The organism is Spongiivirga citrea, from assembly GCF_010671565.1.
In the GTDB taxonomy this organism is placed as follows: domain Bacteria; phylum Bacteroidota; class Bacteroidia; order Flavobacteriales; family Flavobacteriaceae; genus Spongiivirga; species Spongiivirga citrea.
Genome location: NZ_JAABOQ010000003.1, coordinates 303,062 through 323,133, shown reverse-complemented (window position 1 = coordinate 323,133; position 20,072 = coordinate 303,062). Strand labels below are relative to the sequence as shown.

The window sequence follows — 20,072 nt, the reverse complement described above, 5'->3', positions numbered from 1 at the left end:
CGATGTATTTTTGAATTCATGCTACTCACCACAAAAGCCATAGTTATTTCTTCTTTAAAATACGGCGATACTAGTTTAATCGTTAAGTGTTTTACGCAGGAAGCTGGTTTAAAATCATATATGTTGAAGGGTGTTCTAAAGTCAAAAAAAGGAAAGCTTAAGACAGCATATTTTCAACCTTTATCACAGTTGGTTATCGATGTTAACCACAAAAATAAAGGCACTTTGGAAAGTATACGAGAAGTGAAAACGGCCTATGCTTACAAAAGTGTTCATACAGATATTAAAAAAGCATCCATTGCGATGTTTTTGTCAGAGATGTTGAATGTATCTATAGTTGAAGAAGAAGCTAACGAAGCGCTATTTGAATACTTAGAAATGGCATTTCAATGGCTTGATGCGCATGATCAGGTTGCTAATTTTCATATGCTGTTCTTACTAAATCTTACCCGTTTTTTGGGTTTTTATCCAGATACAAGTGAGTCAACATTACCAGCTTTTAGTCTGTTGGAAGGCGCGTTTATAATATCCCCTTTTGAGCTTCATTCCATTAGCGATAAAAATTTAACACTGTTTAAACGCCTATTGGGTACAACTTTTGATGCATTAGATGAGACAGGGTTTTCCGGAACGGATAGACAGCAATTACTTGGAATACTAATTGAATATTTTGAGTTACATTTGCAGGGATTTAGAAAACCCAGATCTTTAGCGGTTTTAAATGAAGTTTTTAATTAGTTTTTCTCCAAATTTTCCTGAACAAAGCCGGCTGTTTTTAATAGCAATGAAGGCACATATATTTAGGGTCGCACTAGTGCTTATTTTTCTGTCATCTTTTTCAGCTTCCGCTCAACAAATTACAGTAAAAGATCAGGTAGAAGATGAAATTCTTATAGGTGTTGCTATTTACAATCCCGATGCCTCTAAAAGTACTATTACTAATGAAAATGGACAGGCAGATCTTTCACAGTTTGATTTGGGAGAAGAGATCATATTTGAACACATAGGTTTCATTAAAAAGACGATTACCAAAGCCCGTTATTTTCGCAATGGCTTTATCGTTTATTTATCACCGGAAGCAGAGCGACTGAATGAAGTAGTACTATCTGCTTCTAAAACAGGCGAGGCAAAAACGCGCGTAGCTGAAAAAATTGCAGTACTATCTAGTCAAACTATCCAACGAAGCGCACCACAAACGAGTGCAGATATTCTTACAGAAGCACCAGGTGTGCGTATTCAAAAATCGCAAGGTGGCGGTGGGAGTCCTGTTATAAGGGGATTCGAAGCCAATAGAGTGCTTTTAGTTGTAGATGGAGTTAGATTAAACAATGCCATTTTTCGATCTGGGCATTTACAAAATGCAATTACGATTAGTCCAAACGGCCTAGAACGAACTGAAGTAATCTTCGGGCCATCCTCGGTTATTTACGGATCAGATGCCTTGGGTGGAGTTGTTCATTATTATACGAAAACTCCACAAATTAATGATACAAAACGCTTTTCAGGCGGGTTTTTAAGCCGATACAGTCAAGCGACCGATGAAACGACTAATAGTCTAGATATGCAATTTAGTTTTGGTCGCTGGGCATCTTTCACAAATATATCATATAGCAGTTTCGGTGATATTAGAATGGGCCGCAATCGAAAACATGGTTTTGATGATTGGGGTTTGGTTAACCTGTATTCTAATAATACGGAGGAATTTTACAATCCGGATCCAGTTGTAAATTCGAATCCCAATGAACAAAAAGGAACGAGCTACGATCAATTTGATTTGTTGCAAAAGTTTTCAGTAAAGTTGAATGATAAAACGAGCTTCGGATTAAATATTCAGTTTTCAGAGTCATCAAATGTCCCAAGGTTTGATCGTCTAGCTGAGTATAGAGATGGAACCTTGCGTTTCGCCCGTTGGGATTACGGTCCTCAAAAACGGTTTTTGGTTTCTCCACAGCTACAGATTAATCCAAAACGTAAATGGATGTCTAAGGGGACAATTACTGCAGCCTTTCAAAGTATTGAGGAGTCGAGAATAGAACGAAGTTTTGGTAGCATTACTCGAGAGAGTCAGATAGAAGATGTAGAGGTTTACAGTTTAAATGCTGATTTTTTTGCTGACCTGAGAGCGAAACGAAACCTAAGTTACGGGCTTGAATTTACCTATAACGATGTGCAATCTACCGCGTTTTCTGAAGATCTCGTTTTGCAAGGCAATCGCATTGTTGGATTAGAAGAACGGCAGGCAATTCCAACGAGATATCCTAGTGATGGTAGTAGTTATTCTACTGCTGCTGCTTACGCTAATTATCGACAAGACATCAATAAGAATTCAACCTTTAATTCGGGTATTCGGTACACCTTTACCAAGTTGAAAGCGGCTTGGAATGAGCAAGCGCTAGTCGATAGTAATCTAGATGAGGTTATGACTAGCAACAATTCGGTAACCGCGACCTTGGGGTATGTTTTTAGACCGACTAAAAATTGGCAATTAAATGCAGTGTTGTCGAGTGGGTTTAGGTCACCAAATATTGATGATATAGGTAAGATTCGCGAACAAGGAGGTACATTAACAATACCAAATCCATATTTAGAGCCAGAGTTTGCCTACAATGGTGAAATAGGTATTACTAAGTATCTTGGAAGAAAATCAAACGCCATATCATTTACCACTTATTATACTTGGTTACGAAGTGTAATAGGGCGTGATGATTTTGTGGTTGAAGGAGATACAACTACTGCTGACGCTAATACCATATTATTTAATGGAGAAGAAGTTGAGACTTTGGCCAATACGAATTTGGGGAATGCCTATATTGTTGGTGGTACTTTTGATGTCAATACTCAAATAGTTAAAAACTTACGATTTAAAAGTAATCTAACCTATACCGCCGGACGTATTTTTGACGGAGATCGTTCATTGCCTTCTATACTGCCATTTTTTGGTAGCGCGACCTTGAGTTATGATAAAAACAAAATTGATTCACAATTATATTTTAGATTTTCGGGGAGTAAAAATCCGGAGGATTTTAGTGAAGGTGGTGAAGATGGTCTAGAAGAAACACCATTAATTAATCCGAATGCAACTGAGGATGTTGATAGATATGCAGGATTGCCGTCTTGGAATACCTTAGGTGCTGCTATAGCATACAACTTTTCTTCATCTTTGCGACTACAACTTTCTATGGACAATATTTTTGATCGTCATTATCGTGAGTTTGCTTCTGGAATTAGTGCTCCTGGCAGAAATTTTAGAGTGATGGCTTCGGTAAATTTTTAAAACGCATACTTTTTAGCCTTTCAATTTGACTCTTAGCACTTCATTTTAGGCATCTTTTCGCTCAAAATCCTTAATTTCGCGCATCGTAACAAGCGATTGATTTTTAAGGCATGAAGTTTACCGAATATAGCGGACTTGATCTACCGAAAGTAGCAGAGGAAATCCTTACCTATTGGGAGGAGAATGATCTTTTTTCTAAAAGTATAACCGAGCGCGAAGGAGCTGAACCTTATATCTTTTTTGAAGGACCACCTTCAGCAAATGGCTTGCCTGGTATTCACCATGTAATGGCACGTACCATTAAAGATATTTTCCCTCGCTATAAAACCATGAAAGGTTTTCAGGTAAAACGTAAGGCGGGATGGGATACCCATGGCTTACCGGTTGAACTTGGGGTTGAAAAAGAGCTTGGAATCACCAAAGAAGATATCGGCAAAAAAATTTCAATTCAAGATTATAACGAGGCTTGTAAGAAAGCCGTAATGCGCTATACAGATATTTGGAATGACATGACCCGTAAAATTGGTTATTGGGTAGATATGGATGATCCTTATATCACCTACAAGCCAAAGTATATGGAGAGTGTTTGGTGGTTGTTAAAGCAGATTTATGATAAGGGATTGCTTTATAAAGGATATACCATTCAACCATATTCGCCGAAAGCGGGGACAGGACTTAGTTCACATGAATTAAATCAGCCTGGAACTTATCAAGATGTTACTGATACAACCGTCGTTGCTCAATTCAAAGCTAAAGAAGAAACCTTACCTGATTTTCTTCAAAATGAAGGCGATGTGTACTTTCTAGCTTGGACGACAACGCCTTGGACACTACCAAGTAATACGGCACTTACGGTTGGGCCTAAAATTGATTATGTTTTAGTAGAGACTTACAATCAATACACATTCAAACCTATGAATGTTGTGCTTGCAAAGGCTTTGGTTGGAAAGCAATTTTCTGGGAAGTTCACCCAAGTTGAAGAGAAATCAGATTTATTCGCCTATCAAGATGGTGATAAGAAAATCCCATTTTACGTGGTAAAAGAATTTAAAGGGAAAGACCTTGTTGAAATAAAATATGAACAGCTTTTAGATTATGCCCAGCCAAATGACAATCCAGAGAATGCGTTTAGGGTAATTTCTGGTGATTTTGTAACTACTGAAGATGGTACAGGAATCGTTCATACTGCTCCAACTTTTGGTGCAGATGATGCTTTAGTGGCTAAACAAGCTAGTCCTGAAGTGCCACCGCTGTTGGTTAAAGATGATAATGATAATTTAGTTCCTTTAGTAGATTTACAGGGTAAATTCACTAAACATGTAGGTGAATTAGGAGGCAAGTATGTTAAAAATGAATACTATCCTGATGGTGAGGCTCCTGAAAAATCTGTTGATGTTGAGTTAGCCATCAAACTTAAGACAGAAAATAAAGCTTTTAAGGTTGAGAAATATGTCCACAGTTATCCTAACTGCTGGCGTACAGACAAGCCTATTTTATATTATCCTCTTGACTCTTGGTTTATAAAAGTGACTGAGATTAAAGATCGGATGCATCAATTAAATGAAACTATAAACTGGAAACCAAAAGCGACTGGCGAAGGTCGATTTGGTAACTGGTTGAAGAATGCCAACGATTGGAATTTATCGCGATCACGTTACTGGGGAATTCCACTTCCTATTTGGAGAACAGAAGATGGAAAAGAAGAAATATTGATCGGGTCTGTTGAAGAACTAAAATCTGAAATGGAAAAGTCAGTTGCTGCAGGAATAATGTCAGAAGATATTTTTGCTGATTTTAAAGTTGGTGATATGTCCGAGGACAATTACAATACTATTGACTTGCATAAAAACATCGTCGATGAAATCACATTAGTGTCCGCTTCTGGGAAACCAATGAAACGGGAAAGCGATTTAATTGATGTTTGGTTTGATTCTGGTTCTATGCCTTATGCACAATGGCATTATCCGTTCGAAAATAAAGATATGATAGACGGCGGGAAGTCTTATCCAGCCGATTTTATTGCTGAGGGAGTAGACCAAACTCGAGGATGGTTCTATACGCTACATGCGATAAGTTCATTAGTTTTTGATCGTGTTTCGTATAAAAATGTAGTATCTAACGGACTTGTTCTTGACAAGAATGGTCAAAAAATGTCTAAGCGTTTAGGCAATGCTGTCGACCCATTTTCTACACTTGAAAAATATGGGCCAGATGCTACACGTTGGTACATGATTTCAAATGCCAATCCTTGGGATAATTTAAAATTTGACCTAGAAGGAGTCGCTGAGGTAAGACGTAAGTTCTTTGGAACCTTATATAACACTTATTCGTTTTTTAGTTTATATGCCAATATAGATGAGTTTTCATACAAAGAAGGTGATATTGAATTAAGTAAACGACCAGAGATTGATCGATGGATACTTTCGGAGTTAAATAGTTTGACCAAGGTTGTTGATGAAGCATACTCAGATTATGAGCCTACTAAAGCGGCTAGAGCGGTATCAGAATTTGTTCAAGAGAATTTGAGTAACTGGTTTGTGCGATTAAGTAGAAGACGTTTCTGGAAAGGCGATTATCAACAAGACAAAATTTCGGCCTACCAAACCTTACATACCTGTTTAAATACGGTAGCTAAACTAATTGCGCCTATAGCGCCATTTTTTGCTGATAGATTATACAAAGATTTAAATGCCGCAACATCAAGAGAGACATTTGAAAGTGTACACTTAGCAGATTTCCCTGTTTTTGATTCAGCCATGATCGATACCGAATTAGAACATAAAATGCAAAAAGCGCAAGCAATATGTTCGTTGGTTTTATCGTTACGAAAAAAGGAAATGATCAAAGTGCGTCAACCATTACAACGCATTATGATTCCGGTGTTAGATGCAGCTGAAAAAGAAGAGATTTTGGCCGTGGCCGATCTTATTAAATCTGAAGTCAATGTCAAGGAAATTGAATTACTAGATGATGCTTCAGGTATTTTAGTAAAGCAGATAAAACCCAATTTTAAAGTGTTAGGGCCTCGTTTCGGAAAAGATATGAAACTGGTAGCCAATGAAATAAAAACTTTTGGTCAGGATGAAATCGTCAAAATCGAGCAAAATGGCGAGATTGAGGTCGAAATTAATGGAAAAAGTATTACATTAGGGTTAAACGAAGTTGAGATTACTTCGCAAGATATAGAAGGCTGGTTAGTTGCGAATTCAGGAGCATTAACGGTAGCTTTAGATGTAACGATTTCAGATGATCTTCGAGAAGAAGGCATCGCAAGAGAATTGGTAAACAGAATTCAGAACCTAAGAAAGGATTCAGGATTTGAGGTTACAGATAAAATTAAAGTTCAGTTAGAGCGTGACGGAAATATCGAGAAAGCAGTAACTACTAATCTAGCGTACATTAAGGCAGAAACACTTACTGCGGTACTAGATTTTGAAGATGCTGTTTCGAATGGAATAGAAATTGCTTTTGATGAGGTAAACACCAAATTGTTTATTGAAAAATTTTAAAATTATGGCAACAGAAGATAAAGTAAGATACTCAGATAAAGAGCTTGATGAGTTTAGAGTATTGTTAGAAGAAAAAATTGAAAAGGTTGAGCATGACCTAGGATTGATACAAAGTGCATATAAAAATGATGGTAATAATGGTACAGATGATACCTCACCTACATTTAAGGCGTTTGAAGAAGGTTCAGCAACGATGTCCAAAGAAGCGAACACTCAATTGGCCATCAGACAAGAAAAGTTTTTACGTGACCTTAAAAATGCGATGATTCGTATTGAAAATAAAACATATGGCGTATGTCGTGTAACAGGAAAGCTAATTAACCCAGAGCGTTTAAAGCTGGTACCGCATGCTACGCTAAGTATTGAAGCAAAAAACATGCAGAAGTAATTTAACCATTATTGACAGCAGCAAAAATCCCTTTCAGTATCCTGGAAGGGATTTTTGTTTTTAAATAATTTGAATTTTTTTACCTCTTCCTGTAACCTTTTCAAAAAACAGGACTATATAGTAATGTAACCGAACCAAACTAGCGATTTGAGCCAATTAACTGACGAAGAATTAATGACCGCAGTGTCTAAAGGAAATTTAGATAGTATGAGCTTTCTTTTTGAAAGATATCATCTACGCATATTTAATTTTTTGTGTCAAATGACAAATGGCGATCGTGATTTGAGTGAGGATATTACTCAAGAGGTGTTTTACAAGGCGATAAAATATAAGTCGACTTACCATGGAGGGAAATTTGCCTCTTGGATGTTTACAATAGCTAGAAATAGTTTGAATAATCATCATCGAAAAAAGAAAGAAAAGATTGATCGCTTAGACGATGTAGCCTATAAACTTAGTGAAGTAAATAACGGTAAGCATGATGACTTATCACATTTAAGTTTAATGTTGAATAAGCTAGATGATCAAGATAAAGAACTTATAGTTCTAAATAGATTGCAAGAAATTAAATACGATCAACTTGCAGAAATGATGGGTAGCACTGCTGGTGCTGTTAAAGTTAAAGTGCATAGAGCAATTAAAAAATTAAAGACATTTTATTTTCAAGATTAATAAAGATGAAGAACGATCATGTACATAATGTATTGATAGATTATTTAGAAGGTAATCTTGATAAAGAAAGAAGAGCATTAGTGGCTAATCACTTATCTGTGTGTGATGAGTGTAATATAGAACTAGTGCAAACAAAAGAATTGTTGGCAGAACTTAAAAATGTACCCCAACAAATACCATCCTCTAAATTAAGAGACGGGTTTTACGAAATGCTGGAAAATGAGAAGGCAGATCAGGATAAAATAGTGTCCCTTTCAAAACCAAATAATTTTAATTGGAATAGAGTTTGGCAGTCGGCCGCAGTAATTGCGTTTATTTTTTCGGCTTTTATGTTTGGCAAATATCAACAACAAAATAAAAACCAAGAAAAGATAGATGCCTTGGTAAAACAAACGGATAACATAAAACAGTCTATGTTATTGGCATTAGTCGAAAACCAGTCGGCCAGTAAAAGGGTACAAGGAGTGCACTATGTAAATCAAGTACAAACACCAAATAGCGACGTATTAGATGCATTAATAAAGCGCATGCATTTAGATGAAAACGCAAATGTAAGGCTAGCTGCAATCGAGGCCTTATCAAAATTCACTAATACCAAAATGGTACGCGATGAGCTTATAGTTGCGCTGGGACAAGAAAAAGATCCTGGTTTACAAGTAAGCTTAATAGAAATTTTAGTCAGCATTCAAGAAAAAGGAGCAAAAGAATCCATGGAGCGTCTTTTACAAAAAGAGGATACCCCTACCTATGTAAAAGATCAAGTAAAAATAGGGTTACCATCAATCATTTAAAATCAAATTAAAAAACAAACAGATGAAAAAACGAACATTATTAGTCTTATTTATAATTGCAGCATTTACCATAAACGCTCAGGATTATACACAGTCATTACAAGGTATTAGCAAAATAAAACTTGTTTCTAATAATGACATTACTATTAAGTCTCATGACAAAAATGAGATTATTATTAAAGGAGATGATCACAAACGTCCTGAAAAGGCAAAAGGCTTAACAGCAGTGTATGCCAGTGGAACTGATAATACCGGTTTAGGTATTTATGTAGAAAAAAATGGGGATGTACTAGAAGTAACAAATCTTAAAAGTATGCATGGTCCTAAAATGGTAGTGTATGTTTCAAAATCGGTTGCCATATATGCAGACAGTAATCAGTTGGGGGATTTGAGTGTCGATGGTTTCACTTCAGAAATTGAAGTAAAGACGAGTACAGGAGATATTAAAATTACCAATGTTACTGGGCCGGTAATTGCTAAAGCAGCTACTGGAGATATTACAGTCGATTTTAGTGATGTAAGTCAAAGTTCGCCTATTTCTTTGTATTCATCGACTGGCGATGTTGATATTAAACTACCTAAGAGCACACCTGCAAATCTTGACCTAAGATCAACTATGGGAGAGATCTATACTGATTTTGATCTAAAGTTTCCTAATGAGAAAAAGGACATGAAAATTATTTCGGGAAAAAGACATTTAACTTCAGAAATAAACAGCGGAGGTGTGTCAATTACATTACGATCATCAACAGGAGATATTTATTTACGCAAGAAATAATCTCTTTTAAAAACCATTTTATAAATCAATATCAATCGAAAAAAATTAATCATGAAACGAACAGTTTTAATGCTGATATGCTGTCTAGCAATGACAACAATTAGCGCACAAAAAGTAATTGAAAAGAACATTAAACCATCAAGTGATGCTGTTGAGGTAGAATTCAAATTCGCCGAAGACATCAATATCAAAACATGGGATAAGAACGAAGTATATGTAAAAGCAGAGGTATCTATAAATGATGGTGAATATGATGACTATTTCACAATTAAAGTTGATAATGATCGTCCAGCATTAAGAATTGATTCTGATTATGGAGACTTATTTAAAAAGCAAAATACTTGGAGAAGAAATAAGGATAAAGACGGGGATTGTAATTGCTGTTCTCTGGATATGGATGTGATCATTACACTTTACGTTCCGAAAACAGCTAGACTTAGAGTAAAGAGTATTTCTAGTAACGTAAGCTCAGAAGCTTATCAAGGAAATTTGAATATCGATATTATTAGTGGTGACATCAACATTAAAAACTATAGTGGAGATTTTGCCTTAAAAACCATTAGTGGTGATATTGATGTGAAGGTTAAAAAATCGAGTGTCTACGCTCAAACTGTAACTGGAACTATTTATGCTGATGATAAACTTAGTTTTAATAAAAGTGATAGCGGCAATAGATGGGGCGGAAGTAAAGTAAAAGGAACAGTTGGCAACGCAGATAATGAATTGAAACTTACTACGGTTAGCGGAAGTATTTTTTTAAGAAAAATATAGACAACGCTATCATTTTAAGAAATATATATTTTGTAAAATGCTCCTCAGGGAGCATTTTCTGTATCTTTACACTATGCGATATCTAGTCATTTTATTATGTTGTCTTTTGGGAGTTCAAATAGGGTTTTCCCAGAATACAGTAGTTAAAACCATTAGTACGTTTGGGGTGAATAAAGTTGATTTTGACATCGATAAGGTCTTCGATTTACAGTTGGCAACCGGTGCTGTGGATCAAATTGAACTTGAAGTGCAAACAGAAGGCGAACATAGCGACCAACTGGTTGTTTCGGCTAACCAACATGGAGACGTGATTACCATTAGTGTTGATTACCATGCTGGATTTAAAAATTTTAACGATAAGTTGAGCGCGCACAAAGTAATTTCTGCAAAGATGATTGTCACTATTCCTGAAAAAAAACAAGTACAAATAACCAGCGATATTGCAAATGCTCAGGTAAAAGGAAAGTTCGATAATTTAATTGTTGATTTACGAGGAGGAAATTTTGTTGGTCGCGATTTTTATGGGGATGCAACCATAAATACCTACAATGGTAAAATTGCTTTGGAGACAAATTTTGCGCAGGTAGTAATCAAGTCAACAAGTGGTAAGATAATTAAGCAGAATCTTACTCCAGGACCTAATATTATTTCGTTAAAAACGGTAAACGGACCAATTGTAGTGACTACGCCTAATTATTAAATATTTAAAAATAGGTTCGATATAATATTCTTATTTTTGGCGCGCTTAACCCTGCACATATACCATGAATCTTAAAAAAGCTGGTTTACTCATTTTTTTGATCTTGTTGGTCGATCAACTTTCAAAATTTTATATCAAAACACATTACGTTTTAGGTGATGGAGTTGAGGTTGCGGGTTGGTTTCGTATCGTATTTGTAGAAAATCCTGGGATGGCTTGGGGTAAAAAATTAAGTGATTTTATCTCGTTTGTAACCGAGCCGCAATCAAAGATTATTTTAACAACTTTTAGGTTATTTGCTATAGCAGGAATCTTTTATTGGCTGCATAGTTCAATTAAAAAGAATGCACCGAAGATTTTAATTATTTCAATCGCATTGATTTTTGCAGGCGCTTTCGGTAATATTATCGATTCTCTTTTCTATAACTATATTTTTGACTCAGGTACTATTTATAATGCCGAGCTAGATCGATGGGTTGACTATGGCGGAGTTTCTCAAGCTAATTTCGAGGGATATGCTGGTTTTATGCAAGGGTGTGTAGTTGATATGCTTCAATTCCCAATGATTGATACCACCTTGCCCGATTGGTTTCCTGTTTGGGGCGGTAAGCGGTTTACCTTTTTCGATCCTGTTTTTAATATTGCAGATATGGCTATTAGTACTGCGGTAGGAATTCTTCTAGTATTTAATAAAAGGGCTTTTGCAAAACCTGTTCAATCAGAAGTAGTAAATGAATAAGCCTTATTAGGCGTAATGCAATAATCTAGTGGCTTATCGAATTCTGAAACATCAATTGTTTCTTCTTCTGCATCAAAAAAAGACAAACCTATTTTAAGGGTCTTCTCACTGCATTGATTTAAAAACCGATCATAGAATCCCTTTCCGTATCCAACTCTATTTCCTTTTTTGTCGAATGCTAGAAGTGGTACAAATACAACATCAATTTTAGAAATTGGTACTTCAATTCCATCGACAGGTTCCGGAATTCCATAGCTGTTTGGTTTGATTTTTGTATTGTCGGTCAGCAAAAAATGTTGCATGCTGTGGTCTTTGAAATCACTTTTAGAAATGATCACATTTTTATCTTTTCCCGATAAAATATTTAGGACAAACTCAGTATCTACTTCACGTTGTTTTTCAATAGGAAGAAAAAGATGGTAGTAGCTAAAATCCCAAATGGAGAGTTGTAATAGTCTATTTGCAATTGCTATACTGCGTTCATCTATTTCGATATCATTAAGTATTGATCGTAGTTTTTTATAATGATCACGAAGTGCTTTCTTATTCATCTTCAAAAGAAAAAACCTTTTTTAATGCATCAATGGATAATGGTTTTACCAAATAGTCTTCGACTGTATCAAATGATTTTGCACGGTTAATGTCCCTCGGGTCGATAGACGAGCTTACCACATAAAGTGTAATTCGCTTGCGGACATCTGCATTAATTTTTAGAAATTCTTCTAAAAACTCCCATCCGTCCATAACTGGCATGTTTAGATCAAGAAATATAACATCGGGCACTCGTTTTGCTTCAGGCTGTTGAACGATGCTACTAAAATGGTCGATCGCTTCTTTACCATTTTTAAAAATGACAATTTCTTTACAAAGGTCTTTACTTTCAATAATACGGCTTACTATTTTCAAGTAAAGGTTGTCATCATCAATAATACAAGTCAGGCCGGGCTTTGTCTGAGACATATGGGTTAAAAGATAATTTTAAATGTAGAGCCTAAATTGGGTTCACTTGTAACTTCAATACTTCCATTAAGGGCTTCTACCTGGCTTTTGGTCATAAATAACCCGATACCTCGGGCGTCTTCATTACCGTGAAATGTCTTATACATTCCAAAAAGCTTATGTTCATTTTTTACAAGATCAATTCCTAAACCATTGTCACTTATAGTTAACACTGTTCTGTTATTTTCTTTAAAAGTGCTAACCGTAATTTCTGGCTCTCTAGAAGGATGTTTATACTTGATTGCATTGGTTAGCAAATTAAGTAAAATACTGTCTAGATAGGCTGGGATATGGTCTATATGTGTTACCTCAAAGTTAGTAATTATTTTGGCGTTATTGGCGATAATAATTTGATGAATTGCGTTTTGTATTGTTGAAAAACAGTCATTTATATTAATAGCAACTTTCTCATCATGATCGTCGTGCATGTTGACGACTTCATTTAAATGAGCAATCGTTTCGTTAAGACTATTTGAGACCAATTGAAGGTTCTCAGTGTATTCTTGCTTATCTGTTTTATTAATATCCGGGTCATTTAAAAGTCCAAGAATTAATTCGAAATTCCCGGAGTGTGAACGCAGATTATGTGATACAATATGAGCAAAATTAAAAAGGCGCTCGTTTTGTTTTAAAATAATATCAAACGACTCTTTTAGCTTAATTTCTTTTCTTTTTTGGCGATCTATGTTTTGAATGATACCTCTGGCCTTAATTATATTGTGATCATCATCATAAACTGGTTTGCCTTTGGTTCGAATCCAAGTAGTTTCGCCGTCTTCTCGCTGCAGTTGAAGTTCCATATCATAATGGATGCCTTCCTGAATACATTTTTGAAAAGCACTTTGTAACAGCTCTTGATGTTCGGCTGTATAAAAACGAATCACTTCGTCAAATTGAGGCCGGTAATTGAAAGTTACGTCGTATATTTTTTTTGTTTGTTCATCCCAAAATACCTCAAGCGTTTCAGCATCAACCATCCATCCTCCGGTTTGCGTCATATTCGCGGTTTCTTTGTAAAAGAAATCAGATTTGTCAGGATCATGAACGTTAGACTTAGAAGTTGATGTGCGTTTCATACGCAAGGTCAACTCGTAAGCCGATTCTACCAACTCAGCTTTGCCTTTACATTCAAACAAGGCATAAGAATTGTTTTTGCGTTTTATGCGCACCTTGTAGGTAAAGCGTTCTTGTTGTTGAAAGAAAGCGTTAATGAGGTCAGAAAAATGATCACGATCATCCAGATGGATTACATTTTCAAAAAAGTATGTTGGCAGATCATCGATTCCTTCGCAACTAATATTTAGAAAGCAGAAAAGCGATTTCCAAGTCGTGTTGACAGAGGTGACTTTTTCTTCCCAAATAGGTCGATTACGTAAAAGCCTTAGCGAAGGCTGCAAAGTAGATTTTAGGGTCATATTGTTTGGGGGTAACAAATATTTAACTTCAAACAAATATATAAAATTGGAGTTAAAACCCTACAATTTATAAATGGTTAATAAATAGTGGATTAAACATAGACACAACGGTCTACCTCCTTTTGGTTTTTTGTAAATTTGAGTATGGGAAAAGCAATGCCAGCAAGAGAGCGGCTTATTAGTGCTGCCTCCTTGTTATTTTATCAAAAGGGGTATAATACAACGGGTATAAACGAAGTTATTGAGAATGCCAATGTTGCCAAGGCAAGTTTATATGCACATTTTAGGACAAAAGATGACTTGCTGCTTGCATACTTAAAGCGCAAAGAGAATAATTTTTTTATCGATCTACAGAATTTTGTTGAAATGCGTGTGCAAGGGCGTGATCAAATTATTTGTTTGTTTGATTATTTGTTAGAGGTATATCGAGATACCGATTTTCGTGGATCATGGAGCACAAATGCTTTAGCGGAAATATCTAAGGACAATGAAAAGTTACGCAAAGAAATAGCTGATTTTAAGGAGCGATTTCGCTCATATATTAAAAACCTAGTCAAAGAAAATCTATATCGGGACGATGCGCATTCAATAGCAAATAAAGTGTACATCTTATTTGAGGGCGCAACGACCGAGAGTTATTTGCATGATGCATCATGGCCAATCATGGAAGCTAAAGATTTGGTAAAGACAATGATCTAAACATTAAACTTTTATTAAAACTAATTGAATAGTAGCACACTCTGGCATCAAATCATAATTTTATCCTGATGGACGCACCCTCGCTTCAACTTCAGTTAGATACATTGCCCAATAGTCCTGGGGTATATCAATTTTATGATAAAAATGGGGTTGTTATCTATGTTGGTAAAGCAAAGAATTTAAAAAAGCGCGTTTCATCTTACTTTCAGAAAAATCACGAGTACGGCAAGACCAGAATTTTAGTCAAAAAAATAGTCGAGATACAGCATATCGTAGTCCCAACTGAAACTGACGCTTTGTTATTAGAAAACAATCTGATAAAAAAGTACCAGCCACGCTACAATGTGCTTTTAAAAGATGATAAATCCTACCCTTGGATTTGTATAAAAAATGAACGTTTTCCAAGAGTATTTCTCACTCGTAAATTAGTCAAAGACGGATCAGAATATTTCGGACCATATACCAGCGTAAAAACGGTCCGGGCATTGCTTGATCTTTTTAAAGGCTTGTATCCTTTACGCACTTGTAATTACGATTTATCAAAAGAGAAAATAGAAGCAGGAAAATACAAATTGTGTTTAGAGTACCATTTGGGAAATTGTCTGGGCCCATGCGAGCAAAAACAGAATGAGGAATCGTACAACGAAGGGATTGCTGCCATAAGGCAAATAATTAAAGGGAATTTTAAAGAATCTTTAGGAGATTTTAAAAGGCAAATGAAAACACTTGCCGCAGAAATGAGATTTGAAGAAGCGCAAAAAGTAAAAGACAAGATCGAAATTATTGAAGGCTATCAGGCAAAATCTACCATCGTGAATCCTAAGATTACCAATGTGGACGTATTCTCGATCGTATCTGATGATAGTTATGGATACGTTAATTTCCTGCAAATAGCACATGGTTCGATTATTCGATCTCATACACTAGAAATTAAAAAGAAATTAGAAGAAAGCGACACAGAGTTACTCGAGTTAGCGATAGTTGAGATTCGCCAACGCTTTAATTCCCAATCTTTAGAGGTGTATGTTCCTTTCGCGGTCGATCTTGGTGAGAAAATTAAAGTAACTATTCCTAAACTGGGTGATAAAAGACGCATTGTCGAACTATCAGAACGCAACGCAAAATTCTACCGAATGGAGCGCTTTAAACAGGTCAAGATAACAGATCCTGACAGGCATGCGAATCGCATAATGGCTCAAATGCGAAAGGATTTGAGGCTTAGCCAAGAACCGCGTCATATTGAATGCTTTGATAACTCAAACATTCAAGGAACACATCCGGTTGCAGCTTGTGTTGTTTTTAAAGATGGGAAACCCTCCAAAAAGGACTACCGTCATTTTAACATTAAGACAGTCGAAGGTCCTGACGATTTCGCATCAATGGAAGAAGTTGTTTATCGCCGTTATAAAAGATTGGTTGAAGAAGAGCAACCTTTACCGCAATTAATCATCATTGATGGAGGAAAAGGACAGCTTTCGTCAGCATTAAAAAGTTTAGATAAATTGGGGTTACGAGGTACAATTGCTATTGTAGGGATTGCAAAAAGATTAGAAGAGTTGTTTTATCCTGATGATCCTATCCCTTTGTATCTCGACAAAAAGTCGGAAACCTTAAAGATTATTCAATATTTACGTAACGAAGCACACCGTTTTGGTATTACATTTCATCGAAATAAACGAAGTAGTGCTGCCATAACAAATTCGTTAGAAAATATCCCCGGAATAGGAAAACAAACAGCAGAAAATCTGCTTAAAAAATTTAAATCAGCCAAGCGGGTATCCGGCGCTTCATTTAATGAATTAGAGGAAGTTGTAGGAAGGTCGAAAGCTATGAAACTCAAAAACTATTTTGAACATAACAATGCTTAAAAAGGTCTTATTTGTAGCGTTTCTGTGCATCAGTTTGTTGGGTATATCTCAAGAGCAGACTGAGCCACTAAAGCAAAAAATCGGGTTGGTTTTAAGTGGTGGCGGAGCAAAGGGACTTGCTCATATCGGGGTACTCAAGGTTATTGATAGCCTGGGGATCAAGATCGACTATATTGGTGGTACCAGTATGGGTGCAATTGTAGGAGGTCTTTATGCATCGGGTTATACTGGTAATCAGCTTGATTCTATATTTAATGCCGTAGATTTTGCTAAAGTAATACAAGATAATCTGCCTCGTTCGGCCAAGACCTTTTACGAGAAAGAAGATACAGAGCGCTACGCTGTTACAGTTCCGTTTGAAAATTTTAAAGTGAGCTTTCCTTCTGGCTTATCGAAGGGGCAAAATGTGTTTGGGCTCATTGCTCAACTCACGAAACATGTAAGCGATGTCAACGATTTTCGTGACCTTCCAATCCCATTTTTTTGTATTGCAACCGATGTTGAAACAGGTCAAGCAGTAAAACTAGATAAAGGGTATCTAGCAGATGCAATAAGCGCAAGCGGTGCATTCCCCTCACTTTTTGAGCCTTTCGAACTGGACGGACAAATGCTTATCGATGGAGGTGTTACAAATAACTATCCCATTAATTTGGTGAAGGAAATGGGTGCGACAGTCGTTATAGGTGTGGATGTACAAGATGACTTACGTAATAGAGAACAGCTAAAAAGCGCGCCAGATATCTTATTGCAGATAAATAATTACCGAACCATAACCGATATGAAATTGAAGTCATTGCAAACGGATGTCTATATCAAGCCAGATATTAGTGATTTTACGGTTATTTCATTTGAAGAAGGAACTGAGATTATTCGCAAAGGAAAAATTGAAGCACTAGCTGAAATAAATAAGCTTAAAGCACTTCAAGCTAAACAAGATGAACCTTATATAAAGGAAAAATTACCCTCGTCGGCTCCAGAAGTATTCATAAAAAATGTTGTTGTTCTGGGTGATCAAAAATACCCGAGAGGCTATGTCACGGGCAAATTACGAATTAATACTCCTGACACTATTTCTTTCGAAAAACTAGATCAAGGTATTAGTAATTTGGCTGCAACAGGCAACTTTAAAAGTATTCGCTATCGTTTTCAACAAACAAAGGATATAGATAATTTGATCCTGTACTTGAACAAAAGTGAGGGTAGTTCGTTCTTGCGTTTTGGGCTTCATTACGATAACTTGTACAAAAGCGCTGCAATGGTAAATTTCACTAAAAAACGACTGTTTTTAGATAATGATGTAGCTTCTTTAGATCTTATTTTGGGAGACAATTTGCGGTATAACTTTGAATACTATATTGATAAAGGTCGGTATTGGAGTATCGGACTTAGATCGCGATATAATAGCTTTAAGCAAAACATACAGGCCGATGTTTTGACCGATGATATGGGCTTAATGTTGGGATTAAATAAAATAGAATTAGATGTAAGCGACTTTACAAATCAGTTTTATATTGAAACTGTTATTAAGGAAGAGTTTTCCTTTTCAGTCGGTGCAGAACACAAACGATTGAAATACGACACTCCTAATTTATCTGATAACTCTGATGAAAACTTGGTTTTTGATAATAGCGATTACGGGAGTGTATTTTCACAATTGCGTTTTGACACTTACGATAGTAAGTATTTTCCGCATCGCGGCCTTTATTTCGAAGGCGATGGGCACTTATATCTATTCTCATCCGATTTTAATGATAATTTTAGCGAATTCGCTGTTGTTAAAGGTGAAATTGGAGCAGCAATTCCCGTTTCTGATCAACTTACTGTGGGATTAGGATCATCAATGGGATTCAAAATAGGGATAAGTGATGTGCAATCCTTTGACTTTGTTTTAGGCGGGTATGGTAATAATCTGATCAATAACTTTATGCCATTCTTTGGCTATGATTTTTTAAGTTTTGGTGGGGATAGTTTTATAAAGGGTAACATAAAGTTGGACTATGAGTTTTTTGATAAAAACCATATCAATTTTGAAGCCAACTATGCCAATGCTGGTATTAGCATCTTTAATGATGGTGAATGGTTTACAGAGCCAAACTTTAGCGGTTATGCCATAGGATACGGGTTAGAAACCTTTTTGGGTCCTATTGAAATAAAATATGCCTGGAGTCCTGAAGGCAAAAACGATAATGTATTTTTTAATCTTGGTTTCTGGTTTTAAAACTCGAATTCTGTAACATTTAGGACTGAAATGTTCGATAATCTTTTCCGATATTTGTTATCTAAATCGATTTCGTTATGCCATTCTATCATAAACTGGGTAAAATCCCTCATAAACGTCATACCATTTTCAAAAAAACCGATGGGAGTTTATACTACGAGCAGCTCTTTGGAACGATCGGTTTTGATGGGATGTCATCTAATTTATACCACGAACATCGTCCTACTCAGGTAAAAGAAATTAAAAAACAGTATAGTGTAGCGCCTAAAATAGCGAAGGCTAATAATATGACTTCATATCGCTTTCGTGGATTTCAAGTACCCACCGAAAATGATTATTTGGAAAGTAGAAAAGCTGTTCTAACCAATAGCGATTGTACCATTATTTTGGCAGCACCAAAACAGTCGCAAACTGATTATTTTTATAAAAATACGGACGCAGATGAATTAATCTTCATCCATAAAGGCAGTGGGAAATTAAGGACGCACATGGGAAATCTCGATTTCAAATATGGCGATTACTTGCTTATCCCTCGCGGAATTATTTACAAAATAGAATTTGATGATGAAGATAATCGCTTGTTTATCGTAGAGTCACGAAGACCTATTTACACGCCAAAGCGTTACCGGAATTGGTTTGGTCAGTTGCTAGAGCATTCACCTTTTTGCGAAAGGGATTTGCGTAGACCAGAGGAGTTAGAAACGCATAATGAAAAAGGCGATTTCTTAATGAAGATCAAAAAGCAAGATGAGATTTTTGATATGGTGTATGCCACACATCCTTTTGACGTTGTAGGCTATGATGGCTATAACTACCCATACGCATTTTCAATTCATGATTTTGAGCCAATAACTGGTCGAGTGCATCAACCACCACCAGTGCACCAAACTTTTGAGACCGATGCATTTGTAGTTTGTTCCTTCTGCCCTAGATTGTATGATTATCATCCTGAGGCAATTCCTGCACCTTATAACCATAGTAATATAGATAGTGATGAGGTATTGTATTATGTCGATGGTGACTTTATGAGTAGAAATGATATTGAAGCCGGACACATTTCGTTACACCCAGCGGGAATTCCCCATGGTCCTCACCCAGGAGCGACGGAACGCAGTATTGGGAAAAAATCAACCGAAGAACTGGCAGTAATGGTTGATACTTTTAAGCCTTTGCAAGTTACCGAAGAAGCTATGAAAATTGCTGATGAAACCTATCATAAGTCCTGGGTAGAATAAACGGCGTTTAATCAAA

17 protein-coding genes are annotated in these 20,072 nt (G+C 36.2%); 14 read left to right on the top strand and 3 right to left on the bottom strand.

From position 1 onward, the window contains the following. Positions 1–18 precede the first annotated feature (18 nt). From recO to GWK10_RS08050, 10 genes are all read left to right on the top strand, one after another. Complete coding sequence (gene recO / locus GWK10_RS08095) at positions 19–738, top strand: DNA repair protein RecO (protein ID WP_164031383.1); 720 nt, start codon at positions 19–21, stop codon at positions 736–738. Continuing rightward, positions 722–3,274, top strand: a complete 2,553-nt coding sequence (locus GWK10_RS08090) for a TonB-dependent receptor (protein ID WP_164031380.1) — start codon at positions 722–724, stop codon at positions 3,272–3,274. The genes recO and GWK10_RS08090 overlap by 17 nt, the downstream gene beginning before the upstream one ends. Positions 3,275–3,384: 110 nt before the next feature. Continuing rightward, positions 3,385–6,783, top strand: a complete 3,399-nt coding sequence (ileS, locus tag GWK10_RS08085; RefSeq protein WP_164031378.1) for an isoleucine--tRNA ligase — start codon at positions 3,385–3,387, stop codon at positions 6,781–6,783. A gap of 4 nt (positions 6,784–6,787) precedes the next feature. Further along, on the top strand, positions 6,788–7,171 hold the full coding sequence (locus GWK10_RS08080; RefSeq protein ID WP_164031376.1) for a TraR/DksA family transcriptional regulator: 384 nt from the start codon (positions 6,788–6,790) through the stop codon (positions 7,169–7,171). 147 nt (positions 7,172–7,318) lie between these two features. Next, a complete protein-coding gene (locus GWK10_RS08075) occupies positions 7,319–7,843 on the top strand; it encodes an RNA polymerase sigma factor (RefSeq protein ID WP_164031374.1) in 525 nt (174 codons plus the stop codon). 5 nt (positions 7,844–7,848) lie between these two features. Then, positions 7,849–8,634 carry a HEAT repeat domain-containing protein gene (locus GWK10_RS08070; protein WP_164031911.1) on the top strand — a complete coding sequence of 262 codons (786 nt, stop codon included), beginning with the start codon at positions 7,849–7,851 and terminating at the stop codon, positions 8,632–8,634. Between the two features lie 22 nt (positions 8,635–8,656). Then, positions 8,657–9,412 (top strand): DUF4097 family beta strand repeat-containing protein, encoded by a 756-nt coding sequence (locus GWK10_RS08065; RefSeq protein WP_164031372.1) that lies wholly within the window; start codon positions 8,657–8,659, stop codon positions 9,410–9,412. A gap of 51 nt (positions 9,413–9,463) precedes the next feature. Continuing rightward, complete coding sequence (locus GWK10_RS08060; RefSeq protein WP_164031370.1) at positions 9,464–10,183, top strand: DUF4097 family beta strand repeat-containing protein; 720 nt, start codon at positions 9,464–9,466, stop codon at positions 10,181–10,183. 73 nt (positions 10,184–10,256) lie between these two features. Next, positions 10,257–10,883 (top strand): DUF4097 domain-containing protein, encoded by a 627-nt coding sequence (locus tag GWK10_RS08055; RefSeq protein WP_164031367.1) that lies wholly within the window; start codon positions 10,257–10,259, stop codon positions 10,881–10,883. A 64-nt stretch (positions 10,884–10,947) separates the two neighbouring features. After that, the gene (locus GWK10_RS08050; RefSeq protein ID WP_164031365.1) at positions 10,948–11,622 is read left to right on the top strand and encodes a lipoprotein signal peptidase; all 675 of its coding nucleotides are present in this window, start codon (positions 10,948–10,950) and stop codon (positions 11,620–11,622) included. Here the strand turns inward: GWK10_RS08050 and GWK10_RS08045 are convergent. The 3 genes from GWK10_RS08045 to GWK10_RS08035 are packed head-to-tail and all read right to left on the bottom strand — an operon-like array spanning position 11,598 to position 14,036. Continuing rightward, positions 11,598–12,173: a 5-formyltetrahydrofolate cyclo-ligase gene (locus GWK10_RS08045; RefSeq protein WP_164031363.1), complete on the bottom strand. Its 576-nt coding sequence runs from the start codon at positions 12,171–12,173 to the stop codon at positions 11,598–11,600. The two genes, GWK10_RS08050 and GWK10_RS08045, sit on opposite strands and share 25 nt — an antisense overlap. After that, entirely contained in the window at positions 12,166–12,582 is a 417-nt protein-coding gene (locus GWK10_RS08040; RefSeq protein ID WP_164031361.1) for a response regulator, read from the bottom strand. The genes GWK10_RS08045 and GWK10_RS08040 overlap by 8 nt, the downstream gene beginning before the upstream one ends. A 5-nt stretch (positions 12,583–12,587) precedes the next feature. After that, on the bottom strand, positions 12,588–14,036 hold the full coding sequence (locus GWK10_RS08035) for a sensor histidine kinase (protein ID WP_164031359.1): 1,449 nt from the start codon (positions 14,034–14,036) through the stop codon (positions 12,588–12,590). Positions 14,037–14,180: 144 nt separating this feature from the next. Here GWK10_RS08035 and GWK10_RS08030 point away from each other — a divergent pair, with 144 nt between their 5' ends. From GWK10_RS08030 to GWK10_RS08015, 4 genes are all read left to right on the top strand, one after another. Beyond that, entirely contained in the window at positions 14,181–14,735 is a 555-nt protein-coding gene (locus GWK10_RS08030; RefSeq protein ID WP_164031357.1) for a TetR/AcrR family transcriptional regulator, read from the top strand. 68 nt (positions 14,736–14,803) lie between these two features. Next, positions 14,804–16,603 (top strand): excinuclease ABC subunit UvrC, encoded by a 1,800-nt coding sequence (gene uvrC / locus GWK10_RS08025; RefSeq protein WP_164031355.1) that lies wholly within the window; start codon positions 14,804–14,806, stop codon positions 16,601–16,603. Next, positions 16,596–18,821 (top strand): patatin-like phospholipase family protein, encoded by a 2,226-nt coding sequence (locus GWK10_RS08020; protein ID WP_164031909.1) that lies wholly within the window; start codon positions 16,596–16,598, stop codon positions 18,819–18,821. Before uvrC ends, GWK10_RS08020 begins: the two co-directional genes overlap by 8 nt. Positions 18,822–18,898: 77 nt before the next feature. Next, on the top strand, positions 18,899–20,056 hold the full coding sequence (locus GWK10_RS08015; RefSeq protein WP_164031353.1) for a homogentisate 1,2-dioxygenase: 1,158 nt from the start codon (positions 18,899–18,901) through the stop codon (positions 20,054–20,056). Positions 20,057–20,072 lie beyond the last annotated feature (16 nt).